The 23,477-nt window shown below is 44.3% G+C and carries 18 protein-coding genes and 1 pseudogene; 5 read left to right on the top strand and 14 right to left on the bottom strand.

All coding sequences use genetic code 11. From position 1 onward, the window contains the following. Positions 1-4: 4 nt before the first annotated feature. The gene (locus QUA43_RS14680; RefSeq protein WP_333374850.1) at positions 5-367 is read right to left on the bottom strand and encodes a papain fold toxin domain-containing protein; all 363 of its coding nucleotides are present in this window, start codon (positions 365-367) and stop codon (positions 5-7) included. 406 nt (positions 368-773) lie between these two features. Here QUA43_RS14680 and QUA43_RS14685 point away from each other — a divergent pair, with 406 nt between their 5' ends. From QUA43_RS14685 to QUA43_RS14695, 3 genes are all read left to right on the top strand, one after another. Then, on the top strand, positions 774-1,475 hold the full coding sequence (locus QUA43_RS14685) for a Uma2 family endonuclease (RefSeq protein ID WP_333374851.1): 702 nt from the start codon (positions 774-776) through the stop codon (positions 1,473-1,475). 368 nt (positions 1,476-1,843) lie between these two features. Beyond that, a complete protein-coding gene (gene leuS / locus QUA43_RS14690; protein ID WP_333374852.1) occupies positions 1,844-4,402 on the top strand; it encodes a leucine--tRNA ligase in 2,559 nt (852 codons plus the stop codon). Between the two features lie 71 nt (positions 4,403-4,473). Continuing rightward, complete coding sequence (locus QUA43_RS14695; RefSeq protein ID WP_333374853.1) at positions 4,474-5,361, top strand: alpha/beta hydrolase; 888 nt, start codon at positions 4,474-4,476, stop codon at positions 5,359-5,361. Positions 5,362-5,377: 16 nt separating this feature from the next. On the opposite strand, the gene QUA43_RS14700 is transcribed toward QUA43_RS14695, so the two are convergent. Beyond that, positions 5,378-6,178, bottom strand: coding sequence for an SAM-dependent chlorinase/fluorinase (locus QUA43_RS14700; RefSeq protein WP_333374854.1), 801 nt, complete (start codon positions 6,176-6,178; stop codon positions 5,378-5,380). Positions 6,179-6,196: 18 nt separating this feature from the next. Here QUA43_RS14700 and QUA43_RS14705 point away from each other — a divergent pair, with 18 nt between their 5' ends. Continuing rightward, on the top strand, positions 6,197-7,045 hold the full coding sequence (locus tag QUA43_RS14705; protein ID WP_333374855.1) for a DUF3598 family protein: 849 nt from the start codon (positions 6,197-6,199) through the stop codon (positions 7,043-7,045). 152 nt (positions 7,046-7,197) lie between these two features. Here the strand turns inward: QUA43_RS14705 and QUA43_RS14710 are convergent, their stop codons facing one another. The 3 genes from QUA43_RS14710 to QUA43_RS14720 all read right to left on the bottom strand — a co-directional run bounded on the left by QUA43_RS14710 (position 7,198) and on the right by QUA43_RS14720 (position 9,894). Beyond that, on the bottom strand, positions 7,198-7,875 hold the full coding sequence (locus QUA43_RS14710; protein ID WP_333374856.1) for a GIY-YIG nuclease family protein: 678 nt from the start codon (positions 7,873-7,875) through the stop codon (positions 7,198-7,200). A 136-nt stretch (positions 7,876-8,011) separates the two neighbouring features. Next, positions 8,012-8,875: an aldo/keto reductase gene (locus tag QUA43_RS14715; RefSeq protein WP_333374857.1), complete on the bottom strand. Its 864-nt coding sequence runs from the start codon at positions 8,873-8,875 to the stop codon at positions 8,012-8,014. Positions 8,876-9,099: 224 nt separating this feature from the next. After that, positions 9,100-9,894: an ABC transporter permease gene (locus QUA43_RS14720; protein ID WP_333374858.1), complete on the bottom strand. Its 795-nt coding sequence runs from the start codon at positions 9,892-9,894 to the stop codon at positions 9,100-9,102. A 598-nt stretch (positions 9,895-10,492) separates the two neighbouring features. Between QUA43_RS14720 and QUA43_RS14725 the strand changes: the two are divergent. Further along, positions 10,493-11,199 (top strand): annotated as a pseudogene (locus tag QUA43_RS14725) (IS1 family transposase). Positions 11,200-11,372: 173 nt separating this feature from the next. On the opposite strand, the gene QUA43_RS14730 reads toward QUA43_RS14725, so the two are convergent. From QUA43_RS14730 to hrcA, 9 genes are all read right to left on the bottom strand, one after another. Next, positions 11,373-13,277: an EAL domain-containing protein gene (locus QUA43_RS14730; protein ID WP_333374859.1), complete on the bottom strand. Its 1,905-nt coding sequence runs from the start codon at positions 13,275-13,277 to the stop codon at positions 11,373-11,375. Between the two features lies 1 nt (position 13,278). Further along, positions 13,279-16,074, bottom strand: a complete 2,796-nt coding sequence (locus tag QUA43_RS14735; RefSeq protein WP_333374860.1) for an ATP-binding protein — start codon at positions 16,072-16,074, stop codon at positions 13,279-13,281. 1,011 nt (positions 16,075-17,085) lie between these two features. Beyond that, complete coding sequence (locus QUA43_RS14740) at positions 17,086-17,361, bottom strand: Uma2 family endonuclease (protein WP_333374861.1); 276 nt, start codon at positions 17,359-17,361, stop codon at positions 17,086-17,088. A gap of 3 nt (positions 17,362-17,364) precedes the next feature. Next, positions 17,365-17,667: a Uma2 family endonuclease gene (locus QUA43_RS14745; RefSeq protein ID WP_333374862.1), complete on the bottom strand. Its 303-nt coding sequence runs from the start codon at positions 17,665-17,667 to the stop codon at positions 17,365-17,367. An 85-nt stretch (positions 17,668-17,752) separates the two neighbouring features. Next, positions 17,753-18,949: an LPS export ABC transporter periplasmic protein LptC gene (lptC, locus tag QUA43_RS14750; protein ID WP_333374863.1), complete on the bottom strand. Its 1,197-nt coding sequence runs from the start codon at positions 18,947-18,949 to the stop codon at positions 17,753-17,755. A gap of 197 nt (positions 18,950-19,146) precedes the next feature. After that, positions 19,147-19,752: a LabA-like NYN domain-containing protein gene (locus tag QUA43_RS14755; protein WP_006631885.1), complete on the bottom strand. Its 606-nt coding sequence runs from the start codon at positions 19,750-19,752 to the stop codon at positions 19,147-19,149. A gap of 90 nt (positions 19,753-19,842) precedes the next feature. Further along, the gene (gene metG, locus QUA43_RS14760; protein ID WP_333374864.1) at positions 19,843-21,450 is read right to left on the bottom strand and encodes a methionine--tRNA ligase; all 1,608 of its coding nucleotides are present in this window, start codon (positions 21,448-21,450) and stop codon (positions 19,843-19,845) included. A gap of 280 nt (positions 21,451-21,730) precedes the next feature. Continuing rightward, positions 21,731-21,865, bottom strand: coding sequence for a hypothetical protein (locus tag QUA43_RS14765; protein WP_333374865.1), 135 nt, complete (start codon positions 21,863-21,865; stop codon positions 21,731-21,733). 420 nt (positions 21,866-22,285) lie between these two features. Then, complete coding sequence (hrcA, locus tag QUA43_RS14770) at positions 22,286-23,428, bottom strand: heat-inducible transcriptional repressor HrcA (protein ID WP_445301973.1); 1,143 nt, start codon at positions 23,426-23,428, stop codon at positions 22,286-22,288. Positions 23,429-23,477: the final 49 nt, after the last annotated feature.

Below are 23,477 nucleotides of genomic sequence, written 5' to 3' on the forward strand. Positions count from 1 at the left end.
TATTTTACAAATTTTCTATTTCTTCGACAACAAATTGGTCGCTCGGAGAGTGAAAATCCTTAACCCACTCTTCTTTTAACATTCCATCTGTTGAGAGATTATCAAACACTAGACCTCGAACTTCAACCCCGTAATGTTTGCCGTTAACTGTAATCGATTCTGTAACTCCCTGACTTTCTAGACGTTCGCTGATGATATAATCCTCATCCTGATACTTTGTTCTCAGTCTCAGAATCTTTCCCTGAATCCCTTGTTGTTCTAGCCATTCCATAACAGCAGCAGCACAGCGATCGCATTCAAGAATTTTAAATTGACTGACTATATTTCCAATCTCTCGATAAATCTCTAAACTTGACAAATAGCTCATCTCTTTACCAAGATCTTAGACAAATAGACATCTCCAACAATTCCCGTGGGGTAGAAATCTTGCCTGCCCTTGACTGGCTGTTCACTAGATGTCTAATAATATAATACTCTAGCATAAAATAGCGCTCGCTCGCTCTTGATGTGATATAAATAAAAAAAGGAAAAACAAAATTATGACTGTAGCCACTAAAATACCCAAGCCTACGCCGAAATAGTTGAGTTCTCGGCCGCCGGCACAAATCCCGAAAGCATTATCAACTTTCAACTATCCGAAGAAGCCAAAGAACATATCGCTGACCTAATTTATCAACATAATAATTGAGTGATATATCTTAACTTTTGAAAAATTTAAAATCGCTATTATAAATAGTATAATTAAGCTGAGATACTTCTCGGAGACAACCACTATGCAAGTCACAACCGCAGAAATCATTTATCCTTCCAGCGACGGTCAGCCGATGGCAGAAAGCACCATTCAATACGAATTAATTGTCAAAATTAAAGAAGGTTGCGAATCGCTGTTTAAGAATGACCCAAACGTTTTTGTAGCAGCCGATTTACTCTGGTATCCCCTTGAGGGCAGACCCGATATTTCTCAAGCACCTGATACGATGGTGGTGTTTGGCAGACCAAAGGGCGATCGGCCTTCTTACATACAATATCGAGAGGACAATATTGCTCCTCAAGTCGCCTTTGAAATTCGCTCCCACAACGACAGCCAAACTAAAATGAATAAAAAATTGGCATTTTACCAGCGTCATGGAGTTGAGGAATATTACCTTTACGATCCAGAAAGAAATGAGTTGCAAGGTTGGCAAAGAATTGAGGGAAATTTAGAAGTAATTGAGCCGATGGAGGGATGGATAAGTCCGAGATTAGGTGTGCGATTTGAGTTGGGAGAAGATGGGTTAGAAATTTATAGACCTGATGGCGAACAGTTTCTTTCCTATGCGGAATTAGAAGAACAGCGGGGATTATATCGCCAGCGTTTACAACAAGAATCTCAAAGAGCCGAACAAGAATCTCAAAGAGCCGAACAAGAATCTCAAAGAGCCGAACGTTTAGCCGCCAAACTGCGGGAACTGAACATCGATCCAGATAGCATTTAAGCCGGAATAAATGCTAAGAAACCCGATTTCTCAAACAAATCGGGTTTCTGACGATTGCGGTTATTTATTCTTTTAGTCCAGGACTAATCAAGACAAAAGAAACCGGGTTTTTTGCGGTTTTGCAGACGGTAACGCGTCTTCTCAGGTAAAAACCCGGTTTCTGACCGCCCGTGCGTAAGTCTTATTCTTTTCAGGGCGAACCGGGATATTTGGTCGATCGCCCCCCAGCTCAAATTACATATACTACAATAAATAATACAGATATTTGAGCCAAAATCCTTGGAGCTCAGAAAAATCCTAATCGAGGCCCCTTGAATGTGCAAAAATATTCAAGCAAACATTAGTAAATTATACAAGGAGAAATTGTTGTGGATTCCAGATATAACCCCCAATCCATAGAAGAAAAATGGCAGCAGACATGGGCTGAGCAAAACTTAGACCAGATGCCAGAAGATACCCAAAAGCCTAAATTTTATGCCTTATCCATGTTCCCCTATCCGTCGGGAAACCTGCACATGGGACACGTCCGCAACTACACAATCATCGATGTAATTGCCAGACTCAAGCGAATGCAAGGCTATCGGGTATTGAATCCGATGGGATGGGATGCTTTTGGTTTGCCCGCAGAAAATGCCGCCATCGAGCGCGGAATTCCCCCCGCACAATGGACTTATCAAAACATTGCCCAAATGAAAGGCTTATTTCGCCGGCTGGGTATTTCTTTCGACTGGACAAAAGAAGTTACAACTTGTTCTCCCGATTATTATCGGTGGACTCAATGGATTTTCTTGCAATTTTTAGAAGCCGGATTAGCATATCAAAAAGAAGCCGCAGTTAATTGGGACCCCATAGATCAAACCGTCTTAGCAAACGAACAAGTAGATAACGAAGGTCGTTCCTGGCGTTCCGGTGCCAAAGTCGAGCGCAAATTATTGCGGCAGTGGTTCCTCAAAATTACCGATTATGCCGAACAGTTATTAAACGACTTAGACAAATTGCCAGATTGGCCTGAAAGAGTCAAATTAATGCAAGCCAACTGGATCGGCAAATCAGTCGGCGCTTACTTAGAATTTCCCATTGTCGGGATGGATGAAAAAATCGCCGTTTTCACCACACGTCCCGATACAGTTTACGGCGTCAGTTACCTTGTTTTAGCGCCGGAACATCCACTAACTCAGCGCGTGACAACCGCAGACAGAAAAGCCGCCGTAGAAACCTTCATCAAAGAAGTCGCCGCCCAAAGCGAGATCGATCGCACAGCCGAAGACAAACCAAAGCGCGGCATCCCCACAGGTGGCAAAGCAATCAATCCTTTCAACGGCGAAGAAATTCCCATTTGGATTGCCGATTATGTGCTGTACGAATACGGCACCGGCGCAGTCATGGGAGTACCCGCCCACGACACGCGAGATTTCAAATTTGCCAATCAATATCAACTGCCAATTAAAGTAGTAATTGTGGATGATGATGAGCTGCCGCTGACCGAAGCTTACACAGAACCAGGAATTATGATTAATTCCGAAAGCTTCAACGGCATGGATTCAATAAAAGGCAAAGCAGCAATTATTAGAGCAGCCGAAAATTCAGGTTATGGCAAAGCCCGAGTCCAATACCGCTTGAGAGATTGGTTAATTTCCAGACAGCGTTATTGGGGCGCTCCGATTCCCGTAATTCACTGTCCCACCTGCGGAACAGTCCCCGTACCCCAATCGGATTTGCCCGTATTGTTGCCGGAAAATGTAGAATTTACTGGCAAAGGTTCGCCCTTGGCAAAGATGGAAGAATGGGTAAACGTTCCTTGTCCGAGTTGCGGCACTCCGGCGAAGCGAGAAACAGATACGATGGATACTTTTATCGATTCTTCCTGGTATTTCTTGCGCTATCCCGATGCTCAAAATCAAGAGCAAATCTTCGATACGGCGAAGACAAATGATTGGATGCCGGTAGACCAATATGTGGGCGGCATCGAACACGCCATCTTGCACTTACTGTATTCGCGGTTCTTTACCAAGGTTTTGCGCGATCGGGGTTTGATCAATTGTGACGAACCATTTAAACGCCTGTTAACTCAAGGCATGGTGCAAGCAATGGCATATAAAAATCCTGTTACTGGCAAATATGTTCCCCCAGCAGATATAGACCCCGCAAATCCCAAAGATCCTCAAACGGGCGAAGCTTTGGAAGTCTTCTACGAGAAGATGTCCAAATCAAAATATAACGGTGTTGACCCCTTGGAAGTTATGGGCAAATATGGGGTAGATACGGCGCGGATGTTTATTTTATTCAAAGCGCCGCCAGAGAAGGATTTGGAGTGGGACGATGCCGATGTGGAAGGGCAATTTCGCTTTTTAAATCGCGTTTGGCGCGTGGTGACAGAGTTTGGTTCACCCCCCCCTGCCCCCCCTTGCCAAGGGGGGGAGAAAGAGGTGTTAAGTAAACCTGAGAAGGATTTGCGGCGGGCGATTCACACTGCAATTAAGGAAGTTAGCGACGATTTGGAGGGTGATTATCAGTTCAATACTGCTGTTTCGGAAATGATGAAACTCAGCAATGCTTTGAATGATGCTAAATGTAAAGATTCGCCAATTTATGCAGAAGGAATTAACACTTTGATTCGATTGTTAGCGCCTTTTGCGCCGCATATTGCTGATGAATTGTGGCACAATACTGGTAACACTGAATCGGTGCATACGCAAACTTGGCCGAGTGTGGATGCTTCTGCCTTAATTACCGATGAAATTACGCTGGTAATTCAAGTTATGGGCAAGACTCGCGGCACAATTCAAGTGCCTTCTGGTGCTGATAAAGCTGCTTTGGAAAAGTTTGCTCGCGAGTCAGAATTGGCCAAGCGTCACCTGGAAGGTAAGGAGATTAAAAAGGTAATTGTGGTGCCTGGAAAGTTGGTGAATTTCGTGGTAGCTGGATAAAGATGTGAAACCCGGTTTATTAAAGAAACCGGGTTTCTGAGACTTTCAGTTAAAAAGTATCCCTGCCAAAAATGAGCAAGCTAAACAAGACCAAAAAAAGTTTTTTGAGAGGGCTATTGTGTTTAGGAAAACTTTGGGCGATCGCCTACATTGGTTTCTGTATACTCTTGTTTTTTCTCCAAACTCGTTTGATCTTTCAGCCAACACCTGCAATCGCCAAAACACCGGATGCTTTTAACATCCCTTACCAAGAAGTTTGGTTGCCAGTTAAGGCTCGATCGCCCAAAATTGAAAAACTGCACGGTTGGTGGCTGCCCGCCGCAAATCGACCATCATTAGGAACTCTATTGTACCTGCACGGCAGGGGTTTTAACATCGGTGCGAATATCAATCAATCTTACCGCTTTCGGCAATTGGGTTTTTCGGTATTGCTGATTGATTACCGGGGTTACGGTCGCAGTCAAGGCAGCTTTCCCAGCGAAGCTCGGGTATATGAAGATGCGGAAACAGCTTATAATTATTTAGTGAAACAGCGGCAATTGTCGCCCAGCGAAATCTTTTTGTACGGTCATTCAATTGGAGGTGCTGTTGCTGTGGAATTAGCGATCGCACATCCGGAAGCTGCGGGATTAATTGTTCAAAGTTCGTTCACTTCAATGCTTGATATGGTAGAACGCTACAGTATAATGCGACTGTTTCCGCTGCGGCTGCTGCTGACGCAAAAATTTGATTCTTTGACTAAGGTTAAATTGCTGCGAATTCCGGTTTTGTTCGCCCACGGGACTGCTGACCCTTTGATTCCCAGTGGGATGAGTGAAAAGTTGTATGCTGCTTCTCCTGAACCTAAGAAAATTTTACTTGTTCCTAATGCTAAGCACAATAATGGAGATCTTTTTTTTAACATTAGCGAATACCGCGAAACTATTGTTGATTTTGCAGATAAATATAGAAGGAGATGAATGCAGATTACCCTCTCTATCTGTAAATTACTTGTACTTGATCTCCAAATTCTAGCTGCAATACTGATTGAGCGCTGCCGCCGTTAACGGCAATTTCTACCCAACCGTCAGAACCAGTTAGGGCAACTAAATCGCCCGGTTGGCTGTCGCTGTAGGTTTTACCGCTGGGGATGCGAATTGCATCAGAACTATTGCTAATTGTCAATGACCAATTGTTACCTATAATGCAATTATTCGGGATATTAGTAATGAGATTGCCGAAGCGATCGACATATTGAATGCAGCCTGCTGGACCTGTGGCTGTAACGGCACAATTTGGTATCTCTAACTGCACTAAACTTGCAGGGTCGATCGCCCCTCCCAAGTCTTCCAAAGCCACCCCATTCGCCAAGTGAGCGCCCGCTGCTGCAAAAATATCGCGACCGTGAAAAGTGCTGCTGGGTTGAGGTGTGCGCCAGTATTTGGGGTTGGTCAGTTCGACAGATGCGATCGCACTTTCCCGACTCAACACCCCGCTAAACAAACCGTTATCCGGCCCAACAAGGAAGCAATTAGCACATTTAATCGCAACCCCGCGTCTCTTGCTTCCCACACCCGGATCGACGACAGCAATATGTACGGTTTCCGGCGGAAAATAAGCAAAAGCAGTCATCAAACAAAACCTCGCCGCCGCAATATTTTGAGATGGTATTTGGTGCGTAATGTCAATGACTTTTAACTGCGGGTTAATTTGGGCGATCGCACCTTTCATCACTCCCACATAAACATCGCTTAATCCAAAATCCGTCAGTAGAGTTATAATTCTATTTTTAGACATATATCCAAAGGTAAGAATATGGTAGCGCAGTGGGAAAATTTTCTGCAAAACTTGGGAGAATGGCACGGTTCCTTCACTCAGCTATCAACGCGAGGAGAGGTACTTCAAGATACTCCTAGCATTATTTCTCTCGAAGGTTTCAATGACAACAAAACTGTGCGATTGAAACTCCGTCGGTTTTCCCCAAATCCTAGCGGTGTCGGCGAACCTGAAGTGAGCGAACTTGTTCGAGAATATCAGGGTTTGGGACGAGATATCTTGTTTTTTGAGAATGGAGCTTTTTGTCAGGGAACTATTCAACTAGCGCCTTATTCTGAGTGCGGTGCAGAGTTTTGTTTTATCTACAATTATCGCCGGTTGCGCTTCGTTCAGCTATACAATACCGACGGCAATTTATCAAACCTTACCTTAATTCGGGAAAAGCAGCTTGATAAAAATGTCCCCGAACGTCCGCCTTTGACTGTTGAAGATTTGCTGGGAGAATGGCAGGGCGAGGCTGTGACAATGTATCCAGATTCGCGTTCTCCTGAATTTTATTCTACCAAACTGCAATTGCATTTGGAAAGTGGCGATCGCCTAGTGCAGAAAATTACTTTTGGCAGTAATGCTACTGTTATCAGTTCTAGCGCCCGCATTGACGGTTCAGTTCTGCACTTTAACGAAGGTGCTATGCCCGTGCAAGTTTTGCTGCTTCCTGACGGCGGTTCTTGTACTTTACCTGTCAAGATTGAATCCAGAAAACCTATATTTTTCGAGGCTGGTTGGTTGGTAGAACCTGACTTGCGGTTTCGGATGATTCGCAGTTACAATGAGCGGGGTGAATGGGTAAGTTTGACTTTAGTTACTGAACGCAAAGTTAGTCATTAATCCGATCAGTTGTTGATGATTAAGATTGAGTTTTTTGGGCGGGCTATAAGCCCAACCCTACTCCCCACAATAAACTTAATGTATTGTGGAACGGGCATCTTGCCCGTTCTAAAAATAGTACAACATCTCAGAATTACAAACATTTTTCCGATTTAGGAACCGGATTTTGTTTCCTGGGTTTGCGAGTGAATCACCGCACTCCAATCATCATTGTTAACAGCAGCTTCCAGATGTTGGTGTCGTTCGCCATCACTTTTGGCGGCTGTTTCTAACTCTTTGGTAAGAGTAGAATCTGCCATTGCTTTCCGCAATTTCAGCTTCTTTTCCTCATAAGCTTTTTGTTCCTCAGCAGACATAGCAGCGCGCGCTGCTTGGCCTACCGTAGCCGCCCACATTTCGCTTTCAGCACCGTTTCCAGGTGGAATGCTGCCACTTTCTGCTATCCAAGCATCGCGCAAACTTTCCATTTCTTCCCGCTTCGGGAATTTGAAAGTTTGCACACGCAGGAAAGCGCAGTTTTCGACGCCATTTTGGGCGATGTGACCGTTGATTGAAAGCAGGATATTTCGCGAATAACCTATAAACTGAGTGTTGCGTGAAGTGTCCATTACAGCGTAAACGCCGGCGACTTTCGCGTTAGTTGCCAAATCGCGCCATGTATCGATCGACATTACTTGCGTGCCGTCATTTTCTAATTCAGAAATAGTCGCTGCTGCGCTGTGTTCTGAGTCGGAACTGTATAAAAAGTTGTGCAGTCCTTCATGGGCGACAGGTACGTTTTGATGTTCAATTGCTACGTCTCGATCGGCATTCACTTGATTAGCTTCCATTAAATTCAATTCCTCAAAAAATGTCAACTTTACTCATTAATCCGACTTTCAAGGGCGGGCAAGATGCCCACCCACAATCAAGTTCTCGTGGAACAGGCATCTTGCCTGTTCAATTGTTTTTTTTGCCCTTATATACTTAACTTACGGCAATTTGTTGCAATTCCTCGTCAGTCAATTTAACTTCGAGCGCCCGCACAGAATCCTCAATACTCGATACTTTGGTCGCACCGGGAATCGGAACGATGCAGGGCGATTGGGCTATCAACCAAGCTAATACTATACAGTAAACTGAAACGTTTTTTTCTGCTGCTAATTTGGCGATCGCGGGCATATCTTGCAAGCTTGTGGCGCGGCGGCTTCCTCCTAAAGGGCTCCAAGGAAAAAATGTCAGTTTTTCGGTTTCGCAATATTCCAGTACGCCGTCTGATTCCGGCTGTCTGTGCCACGGATTGTACTGATTCTGAACAGAGACAATTTCTACTGTATCGCGGGCGCGTTTTATCTGCTCTACAGAAAAGTTGGAAACTCCAATAAATCGAATCATTCCTGCTTCTACTGCTTCTTTTGCAGGTGCTAGGGCTGCTTCGATGGTATAAGCGGGATCGGGCGAGTGATATTGCCAAAGGTCGATCGGTTCCTTGCCGCCCAATGCTTCAAAACTTTCGCGAATTGTCTTGCGTAAATGGTGGGGGTTGCCGTTCCGCGTCCACGCACCTTGAGGCCGCATTAAGCCGCCTTTAGTAGCCACAGTAACGGCCCTAACATCTCCGCTGTACTGTTCCAAAGCTTTGGCAATCAGGTGCTCGTTGTGGTGTTTGTCGGATTGATCTTGGCAGTAGGAATCTGCGGTGTCAATTAGGGTGACACCCAAATCGAGGGCGCGGTGAATTACCGCAATTGATTGCGATTCGGGCGGCCGGCCGCTTAAGGACATTGGCATACCTCCAAGACCGATCGCGCTGATAGTAAAATTACTGTTACCCAGTTTTTTTCTTTTCATTGGTTTGCCTTCGTTTGCGTGGTTTATTTCCAGTTTACATTTCCAGGATAGGTTGAAATCTTACCTTATTTAACTATCTAAGTAAATAGAAAAAAATATTTTTTAGATAAGCTGTTTTGCCTTGAAAATGTATATTTCAATTCCCTATTCCCCTCGTGTCAAATCCTCTCCCTCTCAAACCTAATAGACACTCTAGATGTGCAGCAGCTTACCTAACTACTTAACTAGCTGGAAGCGCTGGTGTAAAAGCGGAGTGCAAATTGCCAGAAGTAGCGGGAGAAAAATAACAGCCCGATCGCCAATATTCCCGCCCCTGCGATCCAAACGATTTCACCTCTCCCCAGCATGGCTTCTGCAGGCACAGTCGTCAAGAAGGCAACGGGAACTACGAAAGTGAAGAAAAATCGATAAGCCGCGGGATAAGCTGCCATTGGAAATCTACCCGCTTCTAACAATCCTTCGAGAACTTCGGTAACATTGTAAATTTTGACAAACCAAATGCTGGTGGCCCCTAACATAAACCATATACTGTAAAGAGTAATAGTTCCGAAGAACAGCGGTATTACTGTTAAAAAATAGTTGCCGATTTCTACTCCCAATTTGTTAGCAGCATACAGCAGCAATACGGTGCCCAAGATTAAATCTGGCATTCCCCAAGGCGAAACTGTGTTTGCAGATAGCCAGAATTGGGAACTGATGGGTTTGAGGAGTACGAAATCGAGAGTACCTTGCTGGACTCGATCGACAATACGGCTGAGATTAGGTGCTAGAAAAGTTGACGAAAACCCCTGCAAAATCGTGAAAATACCGAGTACAACTAAAGCCTCTTCCCATGAATAGCCCGAAAACCTGTAACCGGTACGGTAGAACAAAAACAGCCCAAACAAGCTGCCAGCAAGATTTCCGAGGCTGCTGAGGGCCGCGAGGACAAAGTTGATTCGGTATTCTAGTTCCGCTGCGATCGCCGCACCCCAGAACAATTTCAGTACCTGCAAATATCGTCCCATGTTTGTCGCCATTTTTTGCCGTTGAAATACTTAGATTTCATCCTATTGTAAAGCTTGTGTGAAGTTAACTGCTGTACGGGCTGCTTATTTAACTATAATTTTAAATTATTTAGACCGCTTAGTTAAGTTGTTTTACTAATACGCAGTATTAATTTATCTAACAATATTTAAACAAAAATTACAATTATTAATTTCAGTCCATTGTCACCCAGTATCTTTTGGCAATTATTAAGAATTATTGATGTTTTTACACCAAGAATCGCTTGATTGATTGAAAATACTAATATGTTACAAGTCTTAATCTTATAAAGATTTGACAAATATCTAACCATAGGGTGCGTGACGGTGACTCATCATTGTACCGCAGCCGTTTACTATTGACTCTCACGCACCGCTTTACCAAGGCAATATTTTTCTTACCAGCGACAGGATTCTGGGGGATATTTTTCTCGCCAGTGATTAGGATACCCAGTATCAGCAGGCTGAATATTAAACCGAAAAGCAAACTCCAGATAATCGTCGCGGTGAAGGGATGAAGCGGGAGGAAAAAAATCGGGTTGCTATTTAATCGGGCGTTGCTGAGTTAGAGTATGAATAGGAGGAATAATTTATGCAATGCCCAGAATGTAAATCAACCCATATCCGTAAAAACGGCAAGAAGAAAGGAAAACAGAATCACATTTGTGTCCAATGTGGTCGTCAATTCATTAATCAGTATGAACCCCACCCTTGGTTATAGCGAGAGCATCAAACGTGATTGCCTCAAAATGTACGTCAATGGTATGGGTTTACGGGCGATAGAACGAGCTAAGGGAGTTCATCATACCACGGTAATAAATTGGGTAAAACAAGTCGGAAAACTGTTACCAGATGTTTATGACCCTGAAGTCATTCCAGAAGTTGGGGAGCTCGATGAATTACAAACTTATGTAAAAAAAAACAGACAAAATCTGGTTCTGGACAGCGGTTGACCACTTTCGACCAGGAATTTTAGGATGGGTATTAGGGGATCTAGCGTGCTAAGACATTTGAATCATTATGGGAGCAAGTAAGTGCATGGAAATGCTACTTTTATGTAACGGATGGATAGTCTGTATATCCCATGTTTATTCCTGATGGGGATCATATTATCAGTAAAACTTATATGACACTCCTTAGAAGGAGAAAATACAAGACTAAGACATCCGGATAGCCAGACTACATCGCAAGACTCTTTGTTATTCTAAATGTGAGAAAATGCTCAAGCATTCTATTAAGTTATTAATACATTACTTGAAATTTCACGATATTCCCATTCCTGGGGCATTCATACCTTGATTCAGCAACGCCAATTAACGTTCGGGCATGAGGTAAATTGTATTAATTCATAAAATATCCAAAATCCCACCCAAACTAACTATTAATTCCCAGCAGAATTGAGTTCGCAGGATGATGAGAGTAGGCTTTTGCGCCTTTCCCACAAGAGTTTCATAAAATTTATTGCGGTCAAACTAGATGGGAGGCCAGCTTACTACCGCTACTTTTATGCCTAATAGTTCGGTTGCCTTTTCGCTGTCTACAGGTCTAGAAAATAAATATCCTTGCCCCAACTCACACCCCAACTCTTGCAGTTTCTGTAGCTGTGTTGGCGTTTCTATGCCTTCTGCAACGATATCCATACCTCGGCTGCGAGCCAGCGTCACAATTGTCTGGATAATTTCTACGCCGCTGTTGTCTGCCCCAATGCGGCTCACAAAAGACCGGTCAATCTTTAAGGTATCAATGGGAAACTCATGTAAGCGGCTTAAAGAAGAGTAGCCCGTCCCAAAGTCATCGATACACAACAGAATGCCTAGAGCTTTTAGCTGCTTCAACATCTTTTCTTCCCTGGATACTGTTTCTAAAATGCAACTTTCAGTAATCTCTAGTTTGAGACGGTAGCTGGGAAAGCCAGTCTGCTGCAAAATCTCCTCAATTCGATTGAGTAGGTTTGCTTGCTTGAGCTGCACGGGGGAAAGATTGACATTAATCGCCAAGGGAGGTGTTTGGGGAAACTGTTGCTGCCAAATACTAATCTGGTGACAAGCTTCCTGCAAAACAAACCACCCCAATTCATTGATCAAACCAGTTTCTTCAGCGACAGGGATAAACTCAGCAGGCGGGTAGATGATGCCAGATGGGTGATGCCAGCGCACCAAAGCTTCAAAGCCACTCAGTTGCCCCGTAGAAAGGGAGACAATTGGCTGGTAGTAAACGCAAAATTCTTGTAGCGCGCTCGCCCTTCTCAAGTCGTTCTCCAACTGCAAGCGCGTCATGGCAACAGTTTGCATAGCTGGATCGAAAATTTCGTAACGCCCTCTACCTTGAGCTTTAGCATAATACATTGCGATATCTGCATCTCTGAGCACGTCTTCTGGGCGATCGTAACCCATGGTGCTAACGATAATTCCAATGCTGATCTCGGTAAATACTTCATAATCATTCAAATTAAAGGGCTGCCTTAATTGATTTTGGATGCGTTCAGCCACCGTGTTTGGTTCATCAATATCTTTAATATCTTCCAGCAAGATCACAAATTCATCTCCTCCAAACCGCGCAACTGCATCTGTATGGCGTAAACAAACTTGTAGTTGACTAGCAACGCTTTTTAGTAATTGATCCCCAACCAAATGTCCGAGGCTATCATTCACTACTTTAAAGCGATCTAGATCAATAAATAGCACCGCATATAGATAATCTTCACGTCTGTATGACAAGTCGATCGCCTGTTGCAGCCGATTCATAAACCAAGCGCGGTTAGGCAACTCCGTTAGTGCGTCGTGAAAAGCATCATGTCCTAATTTTTCTTCTCTTTCCAACAACTGAACTTGAGCCTGTTGAAGCTCGTTGCAGGCTTGTCTAAGTTCAGCCGTTTGAGAAGCCACCCGTTCCTCTAACTCAGAAGTGAGTTTCTGCAAGGCCGCTTCCACCTCTTTTCGCGCTTCAATTTCCTGTTTTAGAACCACATTTTGCTCTTCCAGCGTCTTGGTCAAATTTCGCAGTCTCAGGTGTAGTTGCACGCGGGCTAGGACTTCCTCTTGCTGAAAGGGTTTGGTGATATAATCTACTGCCCCCATTGACAGACCTTTAACCTTATCCACGCGATCCGTAAGAGCTGTCATAAAAATCACAGGGATATCTTTCGTTGCCACCGATGCTTTTAAGCGGTAGCAGGTTTCAAACCCATCTATCCCCGGCATCATCACATCTAACAATATGATATTTGGCAAAACTTGTTGTAGCTTCTCAATCGCACTTTCCCCATCCTTAGCTACTAAAACCTTGAAGCCTGACTCCTTCAAAAAATCGAACAAAAGTTTGAGGTTATTCGGGTTATCGTCAACAATTAAAATTACATTTTCGTTTTTGTTAAGCATTTTATTTTCCAAAATGTGCCTTCATAAAAGCTAGTAGTTCTTTTTCTTCAAAATTGTTCGCAAATTGCAAAATTTTATTAGCAAATGGTAGATAGTTGCCATCTATCTGCTTGAGTCTATTGGCTTCCTGCTCAACCACTTCAATATCGCCGATCCGAGCCGCATTAAACAGCGCTACAAGCTCTGTGGATGGCGGTATTACAAGCTCAACACTCTGAGTATTTAATATATTAGTGAAACCAACCTGCTGGTTCGCCCAATCAGCAGGTTGGTCGTAAATCCATTCTATTTGCAAGTAAATCTTTAATACTTCTAACAATTCTTCTACTTGGATCGGCTTTGCTAGAAACTCGTTACAACCTGCTTCGTGGCTATTTTGCCGATCGAAGTTAAACACGCTGGCGCTGGATGCTATCAATATTACATCTTTAAATTCTGGTGATTTCCGCAAGCGCCGTGACATTTCAAATCCATCCATTACTGGCATCACTAAGTCTGTGATAATCAGATCGGGTTTAAACTCAGCAGCTTTATCTAAGCCCTCTTTTCCATCACAAGCTTCCATGATTTGAAAACCTAGTGGCTCTAAAAGATTTATAAGAAAACCTCTATTTTCAAATCGATCATCTACTAGCAGAATTTTATTTTTATTTCCTTTAAATCCCGTTAAATTGATTGAAGCATCCCTCGAACTGTACTCAATATATTCCGAGGAATGAGTCAACTCTAAATCCACGTAAAAAATGCTGCCTTGACCGACTATACTTTCTACTTTTATTTCGCCTCCCATCATTTGAACAATTTTCTGTGCGATCGCTAATCCTAACCCAGTGCCTTCTGACTTCTGCTCGCTATTTCCGACTTGTTCAAACGGTAAAAATATTTTTTCTAACTGTTCTGGTGCCATTCCAACCCCAGTATCTTGGATATGGAAACGAATTTTAGTAAGTGGTGATTGGTCGGAGTCTTCCCCCTCACCTATTACGCCTACCTTAAAAATAACACCACCTTTTTCTGTAAATTTAATAGCATTGCCCAAAAGGTTAATCAAAACTTGGCGCAGTCGTTTTTCATCAGCATTGACTGCATTAGGAAGTTGATTTAATACTTGATAACTAAATGTAATTTCTTTTTGTTCAGCTCGGATGCGGCACATTTCCACAACGCCCATCAGAAAAGAAGGAAAATTAAAAGCTGAACTGTAAAGATCCATTTTACTTGCTTCAATTTTAGAAATATCTAAAATATCGTTAATCAGAGTGAGTAAGTGGGAACCACACTGGTGAATAATTTGGATAGCATCTTTTTGTTTAGGAGTGGTAGTTTTATCGCGTTCCATAATTTGAGCGTATCCTAGGATTCCGTTCAGGGGAGTGCGGAGTTCATGGCTCATGTTGGCGAGGAATTGGCTCTTGGCTTGGTTAGCAGTATCAGCGGCAACTTTTGCCTCTTTTAGCTCAATTGTCCGTTCTTCTACTCGATTTTCTAGCTCTAAGTTGGTCTTTTCTAAAGCAGCAAAAGACTCGCGCAATTGCTGTGCCATTTGGTTAAAAGATTGAGCGAGAATTCCCAGTTCATCTATGCCATTTACCTCTACTTTTTGGTCTAATTGACCGCTAGCGATCGCTCTACTCGCTTTACTCAAACGAAAAATAGGATGGGTAATCCAGCGGGAGGCGAGGATTCCTAAGAACGTCGCTAGCAATAACGCTAAAATGCAGAGTAGGATAGTGCTACGGGTATTGGCATTGATTTCCTCCATAAAGTCGGCTTCTGGAACGACTACAACAATCAGCCAATCCAGACCTCTACCATCTTGGAATGGGGATACTTGCACGAATTCCTGCTGACCATCTAGCATGAAGTCTAGTTGCTGGTTGCTGTCAATTTCGGTAAAGTTACCAAAGCGTTCTATTAAATGTTGCGCTGTACCCTTGATCAAAGGTATGCTGCTTTCAATCGCTTTTAATCGTTGCGTTTTTTGGCGATTTTTGCTGTTGATAAATGGCTTCTCGGCGGTGGAAGAAGCCACTAGCAAGCCCGATCGTTCGATAATGAAAGTCTTTCCCGATTTACCAATTTTTAAACTTTGGAGAAAGTCGCCGATTTTTGAGAGAAACAGATCGGTACTTACAACTCCTCGAAAAGCGCCATTTCGATCGTAAACAGGCTGACTAGCGGAGATTCCCAGGCTAGGTTGAATAAAATATTGATAAATTTTATTCCACTGGGGTTTGCCTGCAACTTTTGCGGCTTTATACCAGGGTCGAATGCGGGGATCGTAGTCTGGGTGGGTTTCCTTAAACTGAGTCGGGTTGCCCTCTCTATCTACGGTGACAATTGTATTGAGAAAATTAGTAGAGCGATCGGTTATTTCAATAACTACACTGCCATCATCCTTATATCCAGCACCCGCATATTCTTTTCTTTCCCCGCCAAAACTGATGTAACTAACGGTGGGAAATTGCTGGAGCTGCCAGTAGAAGTAGCTTCTCATATAACCCATATTGTCGGGATTCCACAACCCAAAGCGGCCAATGGCATCGACGCTGATGGCATTGACCAAATGGGGCGTTTCCAAGTAAGTGTTTAATTGTTGATTGATGCGGGCGACTACCTCCGTTCGTAATTGGGTAGTAACGTTGTTGACGGCAGTTTTGCCGTTGCGTAGCGAGAGCCAACCTGTCAGTCCCACAGCGAGAAAGATTTGCAGCACGAAGGGTACGACTAAGACGAGGCGCAGCGGGATTTTTTGAGGGCTTTTTGCAAGTTCATTCTCACTTGCGATTACTGTCATGGCGGAGTCATTTTAGTATTTGGATTATTTAAATAATAACAGTCGCTCACCCTTGGTCATTTAAAGTCAGCTCTAGGAAATTATTGATTCCATCTCTCTTAAACGCCAATTGGTTTAATGATATCTTATTGTTGAATAACCGAGCTGAAATGAGTTGCTAATACTGATACAGTTGGCAAATTTATGAAAAAAAACAGCTCCCCCATTTGAGACGGAATCTCCATAAATGTCAAATGCGCTATATTTTGCTTGGGGTTGCAGTGTAAGCCTACCTGCCGATTTCATGGATATTGAGTACACCTTTATTCACTTGTAGGTCTTGACCTCAATACTAATTGATCTAAGCATACAACTCTAGTCAGGACTTACGAACTATAGGGTCTGAAACCCAGCTTCCCCGTGCTGCCCTTAAAAAAGGGGGGGAACCGCTTTAAAAAACCGGACACTTGAAAGCCCTCTTGGAAAAAGGGTTTGGGGGTTCTATGCGTAAGTCCTAAGCTTACGCCAGCTAAATTGCGCTTTTTTTTTCAACGGGCTCTCTGGCCCGTCCCACAAGGATTCTCAAATAGAGGAAATGGGAACCTAGATGCACAATAACTTAATAGTCTATCGTGCATAGTGCCTAAAGCAAAGCTGCGTCAAGGTGTTGAGTTGATTGAGTAAACAAAAAAATCTTCGCAGGCGTGAGTCAATAAAAGAGAGTGGCGAGATCCCTTGAATCAAGTTCAAGGCGACCTTCGACGATCTTATGAGTCAATAAGCCTGTCAATAATCCCCGATCTTTTTTGATGCTCAGGGGCTTTAATGCTTTTACCATCAAGGTTTCACAGGCGTTGTCACCCCGCCAAATATTTTTACTTACTACTATCTCGGACGATCGACTTCGCTCCGCTATTGCAGTGTATGCTGCCCGTTGGGATGTGTTGTATTCAGGAACTTTAGTCTTTAGTAACTAACAGCTTTAAGAAAAGACAGAAATCATTATTACAAAATTAATTTCACAATCAAATTCTATTGAATAGCTTGCCTGAATTCCCGCATTGCCTGAAGGTGATTTTCTATCTTGATACACCGCGCCAATAATACAATATCTAAGTCTGGCAGAACTTGAGAGCGATCGACCTCTGCATATCCATCATCCCCCAAGGAATACATACGAAGTGCGCCATTTTCCCAAAACCAAACTTCAGGAATTTCCAGGCGTTTGTAAGCTTCCAACTTGTTAATACCGCCGCTAGTCACCACCACTTCCACCGCCAAATCGGGAAGTTCTCGGTTAGATCCCAATTCCTAAGACAAATCCGCTTCTCGCTTCACCCTTCCAGTTTCACTTTCGAGCGTCACCGAGCCAGTTGGCGTAAAATCAATCCCTGCGTATTCCAAATACATATCCACCAGCGTTGAAATCCGCTGTTTGGCAGTTTCATGTTTTCTTCCAGGCATACGTCTAATCTCCAACACCCCATCTAAAAACGATAATCTCACCCCTGGGCGTGAGAGCAACTGTTCAACAGCCTTAAACTCTCTCCAACTCAACTCGTCAATTAAGATAGGTTCATCGAGCCGCTCTAACTTTTCTAAAGTTGTCGTCATCCCAACCCCTCCTTACTCAATCCAATCTTCATTATATCTGCGTTCATCAGCGTTCATCTGCCGACATCTGGGGTTGCAATCCCATCTACTCTCCCAAAGTTCCCTTGTACTCGTCCGGTACAAATTCCGTAACCACTTGGCCGCCGCCACCGTCGCCTTTGACAATCACAGTTTGATTTTTCAACTCTCCCGCTGCCCTCGGCCCAGTCAAATTAAACACCGGATTTAACTGCCGGTATACCACATTTCCTTCTGCATCAAAAGTCTGATTAGTTAAATACCACGTTACTCGATCGGTATTTAATTGAGCTTGACGTTTTTCCCCAATTCCTACCACATTCCCAGTCAAATAAAAGATTTTTTTCTCTAAATCTCCCCGCCCCGTATCCCCAGTCATCGTCACCTTTTCCACGCGGTGAAAAACCTTCACAGGCCCAGGCGATACCACAGATTGCGCCGGAAAATTCCAACTCATCAAACTGCTTTCTATTTGCAGCGGCGGGTCTGATGGCATCAACTGAGCGTTTTTTGTCAGCGTCGCAATCTTGGTTTTTAAGTCTACATCTACTTGGTCGGCAAAACCGCTATCTGTTACTATTTTATCTTTGTATCTGTCAATTTGAGTCGGTTGGTCGCTGTTTACCTTTTGTTGATCCACAAACCACACTAAGTGCTCGGTTCGCAATTGCAAAACCGGATCTTTAACATTCGCCACCACAGAGCCGAATAACTCCATCCTCTTAGCCCTGCTGAAAACCCGCGCTTCCTTCGCTGAAGCAGTTACCTGTTTGTTCTCTCCCGTCAAATTGTTACGGACAACTAAAATATCCTCCTTTGGTCGCCACTCCAACTCATTTCCGCGCAAGACGACTCCATTTTTCAGGTCTGTAGCGACTATGTTACCTTTGAGAAAAACCTGATTTCCTTCCTGAAATACCTGCCCGGTTTCTCCCTGAATGTCATAAATTTCTTTGCCGTCCTGAAACAATTTGCCCACAGGTTTCTGAACGTTAACTATTTTTTTGTCTTTGCTGTAAACGGCATTTTGCGAGTTTACTTTCCAGAACGTCTCGCCCTTTTCGTTTGCTTGTTCTAGGGTTACTTTGTTCAAAGTTAAAGTGCTGTTTGACTGTTGAGCAGTTTTGAGATCCTCCGCTAATTTGTTCTTTGGAGCCTCTTGGGGAGCCGCACAAGCAGCAATCCCCAAAATCAGTGCTGGTAAAAATAGCAGCACCAATTTTGGGGATTTGAGATTGGGAATTAGGGATTTGAGATTAATCATGGGCAATTGGGAATTGGTAATCGGTAATTGGGAATGGGGAATGGGGAATTGGTAATTGATAATTGGCTATTGGAAAACATTTAATCAAAAATTAAAAATGTGTCATGTTTGGTCTAAATTTTTAACTTTTAATTCTCAATGATTCAACCCATTAACCATCACCCATTACCTGTTACCCATTACCCATTACCACATCCCTATCTGTCGTCGTGTTCCTCCATCAAGCTCAGACCCGACAAAGGGCGGTAAGCATAATTAGGGCGCGATGTTTTTTGGATGTCGTCCTTAATCATTTCCAAATCGATATAGCGATCGGCTACATTAATTAAACTGTCGCTCGTCATCGATCGCAAACTCACCACCTCCACCCGCACACCGCGATAGCTCACAGCATCCACAGCATAAGCCAAATCGCCATCACCGCTGACCAAAACCGCCGTGTCGTAAGACCCCACTAAAGCCATCATATCCACAGCGATTTCTACATCTAAATTCGCCTTCTTAGAACCATCTGGCAACTGTACCAAATCCTTAGAAATCACCCGGTAGCCGTTGCGACGCATCCACAGCAAAAACCCCTGCTGTTTCTCGTTAGTGCGATCGACACCCGTGTAGAAGAAAGAGCGCAGCAGCCGCGATCCCGCAGTTAAACGACACAGAAGCTTAGTGTAATCAATCTCAATTCCTAACTGCAAAGCCGCGTAAAAAAGGTTAGAACCGTCAATAAAAATTGCCACTCTACCCCGATTTTCTAGAACCTGTTCCGGCGTAAAAAGGTCGTTGCTTTCTATTCTATTCAACATGATTGTTATGCCTCAATTTTTATGAAAGATTGGTAAGGAAATAACTGCTAATTCGTAGTCTGTCATCACACCCAGAGCGCTGGCTGCCAACTATGAAGGTACTGTTTCCAGCAGTTCGAGCCGCTTAAAAACAGGTTGGGGTTCCCCCAGAGTTTGGTTTGGCGGCAAAGCGCCCCAGGCAGCATGATCTGAAAAATTCGCTAAACTGTTAACTGTAACTCGATCGTTAAAGTCAATTGAAAAACCTAGCTGCTGATAGATAGCGTTGCTGATATTAGGAATAATCGGCGATAAAAGGTAAGATGCTAGTCTAACAGATTCCAGAACAGAATATAGCACTTGTTCGACACTTTCGATCTGTCCCTGCTTGTACAAACTCCAAGGTGCTTGCACGTCAATAAACTTGTTCCCGGCTCGAACTAATGCAAGCACGGCTTCGCAAGCCTTGCTAAAAGCCAAGTCTTCGTAAAAACCCGCTACTTGATCGCCCAAATCCCGGCTCATAGCCTTGAGAAGGTTGTCGCCCTCAATGTTTTCTGCCAACACATTCGGTACGGAGCCACCGCAATATTTGCGAGCCATGTTTAGGGTACGATTAAGCAAATTTCCCAAATCGTTTGCTAGCTCAGCATTCAATATATTGATAAACCGAGTTTCGTTAAAATCGCCGTCCTCTCCGAACTCAATTTCTTTGAGGAAATAGTAACGTACTGCATCAGCGCCGTATTTGTTGACCAATTCGACAGGGTTTAAAGTATTACCCTCCGTTTTCCCCATTTTTTTGCCGTCTTTGGTCAAAAACCCGTGTGCGAAGACGCGACCCGGCACCGATAGATTCGCGGACATCAGCATTGCCGGCCAGTAAACTGCGTGAAAGCGAAGAATATCTTTGCCGATCAAGTGCAAGTCAACCGGCCACCATTTAGATAAAGCATTCTCCAAAATCGGTTCGCTGTCCGGATCTAGCAAGGCGGTGACGTATCCCAGCAAAGCGTCAAACCAGACGTAGATGCTGTGACTGGGGTCAACTGGCATTGGCAGACCCCATTCGAGATTCACTCTAGAAATCGAAAAGTCTTGCAGTCCAGAGTTGACGAAACTGAGAACTTCGTTGCGTCGGCTTTCCGGCGCGATGAAGTCGGGACGTTCTGCGTACAAGGCCAGCAGTTGGTCTTGATACCGTGACAGGCGGAAAAAGTAATTTTCCTCGTCGCGCCACTCAACTTCCTTGCTGGTGTGGACGGAGCACCGATTTCCCGGCAACAATTCCCGTTCATCCTTAAATTCTTCACAGGAGACGCAGTACCAGCCTTGTTGCTGGTTCAAGTAGATGTCGCCGGAGTTCCAGACGCGCTGGAAAAATTCTTTGACAATGTACTCGTGGCGCCGCGAAGTTGTGCGGATGAAGCGATCGTACTGGATGTCGAGTTGCTCCCACAGCGCCTCAAACGCCGGAACCACTGAATCGCAGTGAGCTTGGGGCGATCGTCCCAAACTCTCTGCTGTCCGCTGAATTTTCTGCCCGTGTTCGTCAGTCCCCGTCACCAGCAAAACAGATTTACCCCGCAGCCGCTCAAATCGGGCTAGGGCATCTGCAGCCATAGTCGTGTAAGCACTGCCAACGTGAGGTAAATCGTTTACATAATACAGAGGCGTTGTTATCGCAAAGGTATTTTTAGTTTTATCAGTCGATTTCATTGAATGCTAAAAGAAAATTCCCTAAATTTCGTTTCGATCTTAACTCAGCGGTTAATTTTTTTTTGGAGTGGCAATCAAGCCAAATTCACTGCAAGTTATTTGCAATTGTCTAACCTGGGCTATTCCCAAAAGAAATATTGCTTTCATCTCCACACTAATCTTTTTTAGTTGTTTTTGACGAACTCTCTAAAATGTCTTAATATTTTGACATTCTGCTGCCTTGGGGAGCGACGATCGCGCGGTTCGCGCCTCCTCAATTTATTTGTCGCAGCCGCTATCCCTAGAGCGGGCGATCGCCCACCCCGATTGCAACAGAACTCATCAGTTCGGCTGCTAAACCTGCCATTTGACTAACACTCCGCGACCACTTTCTGTAAATGCTCGATCGCTCGCCATCGCAATCTTTTTCTCCCAATCCCTGGAAACTCGCTCCCCCCTAACTCCTGCCACTTTCCGAGCCGCTCATGGACGCAGAAACAGGGTTGTTTACGAAACTCTCTGGTCAAGCGCGAAGCTTTAGTTTCTTACCCCAAAAAGAGTATAAAACCCACATTCCGCACCTTCAACTGTCACTATCGGTTTTTACTTATTTTGATCAAGCAATAAAACTATAAATCATAGTATAATACCGTATATTAACGGATAAAGAACCTTTTAAAGGCATAATTTATTACTTTAAAGATATATTTTTCTGCGTAATTATGCTGTGTTACACCCCAGGGTGCGGAATGTGGGATAAAAGCCTAGGTTTTTTGTCACAAAACCCGGTTGATAAGGTTGCGAGTACGTCCACAGACAATAAAACCCCAAGCCCGTTAAGCTTGGGGCTATCACATTAGGGTGCATCTAACAAGGGATGATCCGATCGCCCTCGATCGCCATCAGGAAAACTAACTCGATTTCCGCCAATAGCTTCTGACAAATAATCCGCCGCAGCTTCCACAACCGCGATCGCATTTTCGTAAACCATCCGCGTCGGCCCCAAAACCCCAACACTACCCACCGGCACCGATCCCCGGCGGTAAGTCGAAGAAATCAGAGTACAGCCGCGAATTGGTTCTAAGGAATTTTCCGAGCCAATACGCACCGTTACCCGCTTCCCTGGCGTGTCCAACTCAGGCGATTCAAAAATCAAAGGCCAAAGCAGTTCCTGCTCTTGTTCGAGCAATTGCACCAGAGTTTGAACTTGCTGCAACTGCGAAAACTCAGGTAAGCGCAGTGCTTCTGCCAAACCGCCGATCAGAATCCGCGTGTAGGTTGGATTTCTTTGGCGGCTGCTCAAAGCAGTCAGCATGGTTCCCATCCACTCAGCGTACAGCTCAAAGTCCCGGTCTAACTCGCTCCAGTCTACAGCCGAGAGTTCCAAGAGCGATCGTCCCCGCAACTTGCTGTTCAAAAAATTCGACAAAATCTGCAATTCGCGATCGACGATTTCGACATCAGGCGTGTTACCTTCTGCGTCCCTCGGCAACTGCACCAAAACCGACTGAGTTTCGTAAGCATCCGTCACCACGATCAGCATCACCTTTCCCGGCTCTAGCTGCACCAGTTGCAAGTGGCGCAAGCAAGCCATATTGGTTTGCGGTATGGTGATCATGGCTATGTAACCGCTGATAGTTGCCAGGATTTGAGCCGCGCCGCGGAGTGCCGCGTCCATGCGACCATCCGACCAATTGAGCTGGTCTAGTACCTGTTCCACCTTGCGGGCCAGCGTATCAGACGGCTGAATCAACTGGTCTACATAAATTCGGTAGCCGGAGTCAGAGGGGACTCGTCCTGCCGAAGTGTGGGGCTGATAAAGCAGTCCAGCTTTTTCAAGAGTCCCCATCGCATTGCGAATTGTAGCTGGGCTGACGCTGAGGTTGAATTCGTCAGCCAAAGCTTTTGAGCCAACGGGTTCCGCTGTAGCTATGTAGTGGCGAACCGTTGCCCAAAGGATGTGTTGTTGCCGATCGGTGAGGTTAACGCGCACAGATATTTAAGCAGAATTAGAATTTAGAGTTGAAAGCCACTATTTAATTGAAACG

Origin of the sequence: Microcoleus sp. N9_B4 (assembly GCF_036701635.1) — a bacterium.
Lineage (GTDB): Bacteria > Cyanobacteriota > Cyanobacteriia > Cyanobacteriales > Microcoleaceae > Microcoleus.

Excerpts from the sequence above, each read along its gene's own strand:
- QUA43_RS14680 (WP_333374850.1), bottom strand. The coding sequence starts at position 367 with ATGAGCTATTTGTCAAGTTTAGAGATTTATCGAGAGATTGGAAATATA.
- QUA43_RS14685 (WP_333374851.1), top strand. The coding sequence starts at position 774 with ATGCAAGTCACAACCGCAGAAATCATTTATCCTTCCAGCGACGGTCAG.
- QUA43_RS14695 (WP_333374853.1), top strand. The coding sequence starts at position 4,474 with ATGAGCAAGCTAAACAAGACCAAAAAAAGTTTTTTGAGAGGGCTATTG.
- QUA43_RS14700 (WP_333374854.1), bottom strand. The coding sequence starts at position 6,178 with ATGTCTAAAAATAGAATTATAACTCTACTGACGGATTTTGGATTAAGC.
- QUA43_RS14705 (WP_333374855.1), top strand. The coding sequence starts at position 6,197 with ATGGTAGCGCAGTGGGAAAATTTTCTGCAAAACTTGGGAGAATGGCAC.
- QUA43_RS14710 (WP_333374856.1), bottom strand. The coding sequence starts at position 7,875 with ATGGAAGCTAATCAAGTGAATGCCGATCGAGACGTAGCAATTGAACAT.
- QUA43_RS14715 (WP_333374857.1), bottom strand. The coding sequence starts at position 8,875 with ATGAAAAGAAAAAAACTGGGTAACAGTAATTTTACTATCAGCGCGATC.
- QUA43_RS14720 (WP_333374858.1), bottom strand. The coding sequence starts at position 9,894 with ATGGCGACAAACATGGGACGATATTTGCAGGTACTGAAATTGTTCTGG.
- QUA43_RS14730 (WP_333374859.1), bottom strand. The coding sequence starts at position 13,277 with ATGCTTAACAAAAACGAAAATGTAATTTTAATTGTTGACGATAACCCG.
- QUA43_RS14735 (WP_333374860.1), bottom strand. The coding sequence starts at position 16,074 with ATGACAGTAATCGCAAGTGAGAATGAACTTGCAAAAAGCCCTCAAAAA.
- QUA43_RS14745 (WP_333374862.1), bottom strand. The coding sequence starts at position 17,667 with ATGACGACAACTTTAGAAAAGTTAGAGCGGCTCGATGAACCTATCTTA.
- lptC (WP_333374863.1), bottom strand. The coding sequence starts at position 18,949 with ATGATTAATCTCAAATCCCTAATTCCCAATCTCAAATCCCCAAAATTG.
- QUA43_RS14755 (WP_006631885.1), bottom strand. The coding sequence starts at position 19,752 with ATGTTGAATAGAATAGAAAGCAACGACCTTTTTACGCCGGAACAGGTT.
- metG (WP_333374864.1), bottom strand. The coding sequence starts at position 21,450 with ATGAAATCGACTGATAAAACTAAAAATACCTTTGCGATAACAACGCCT.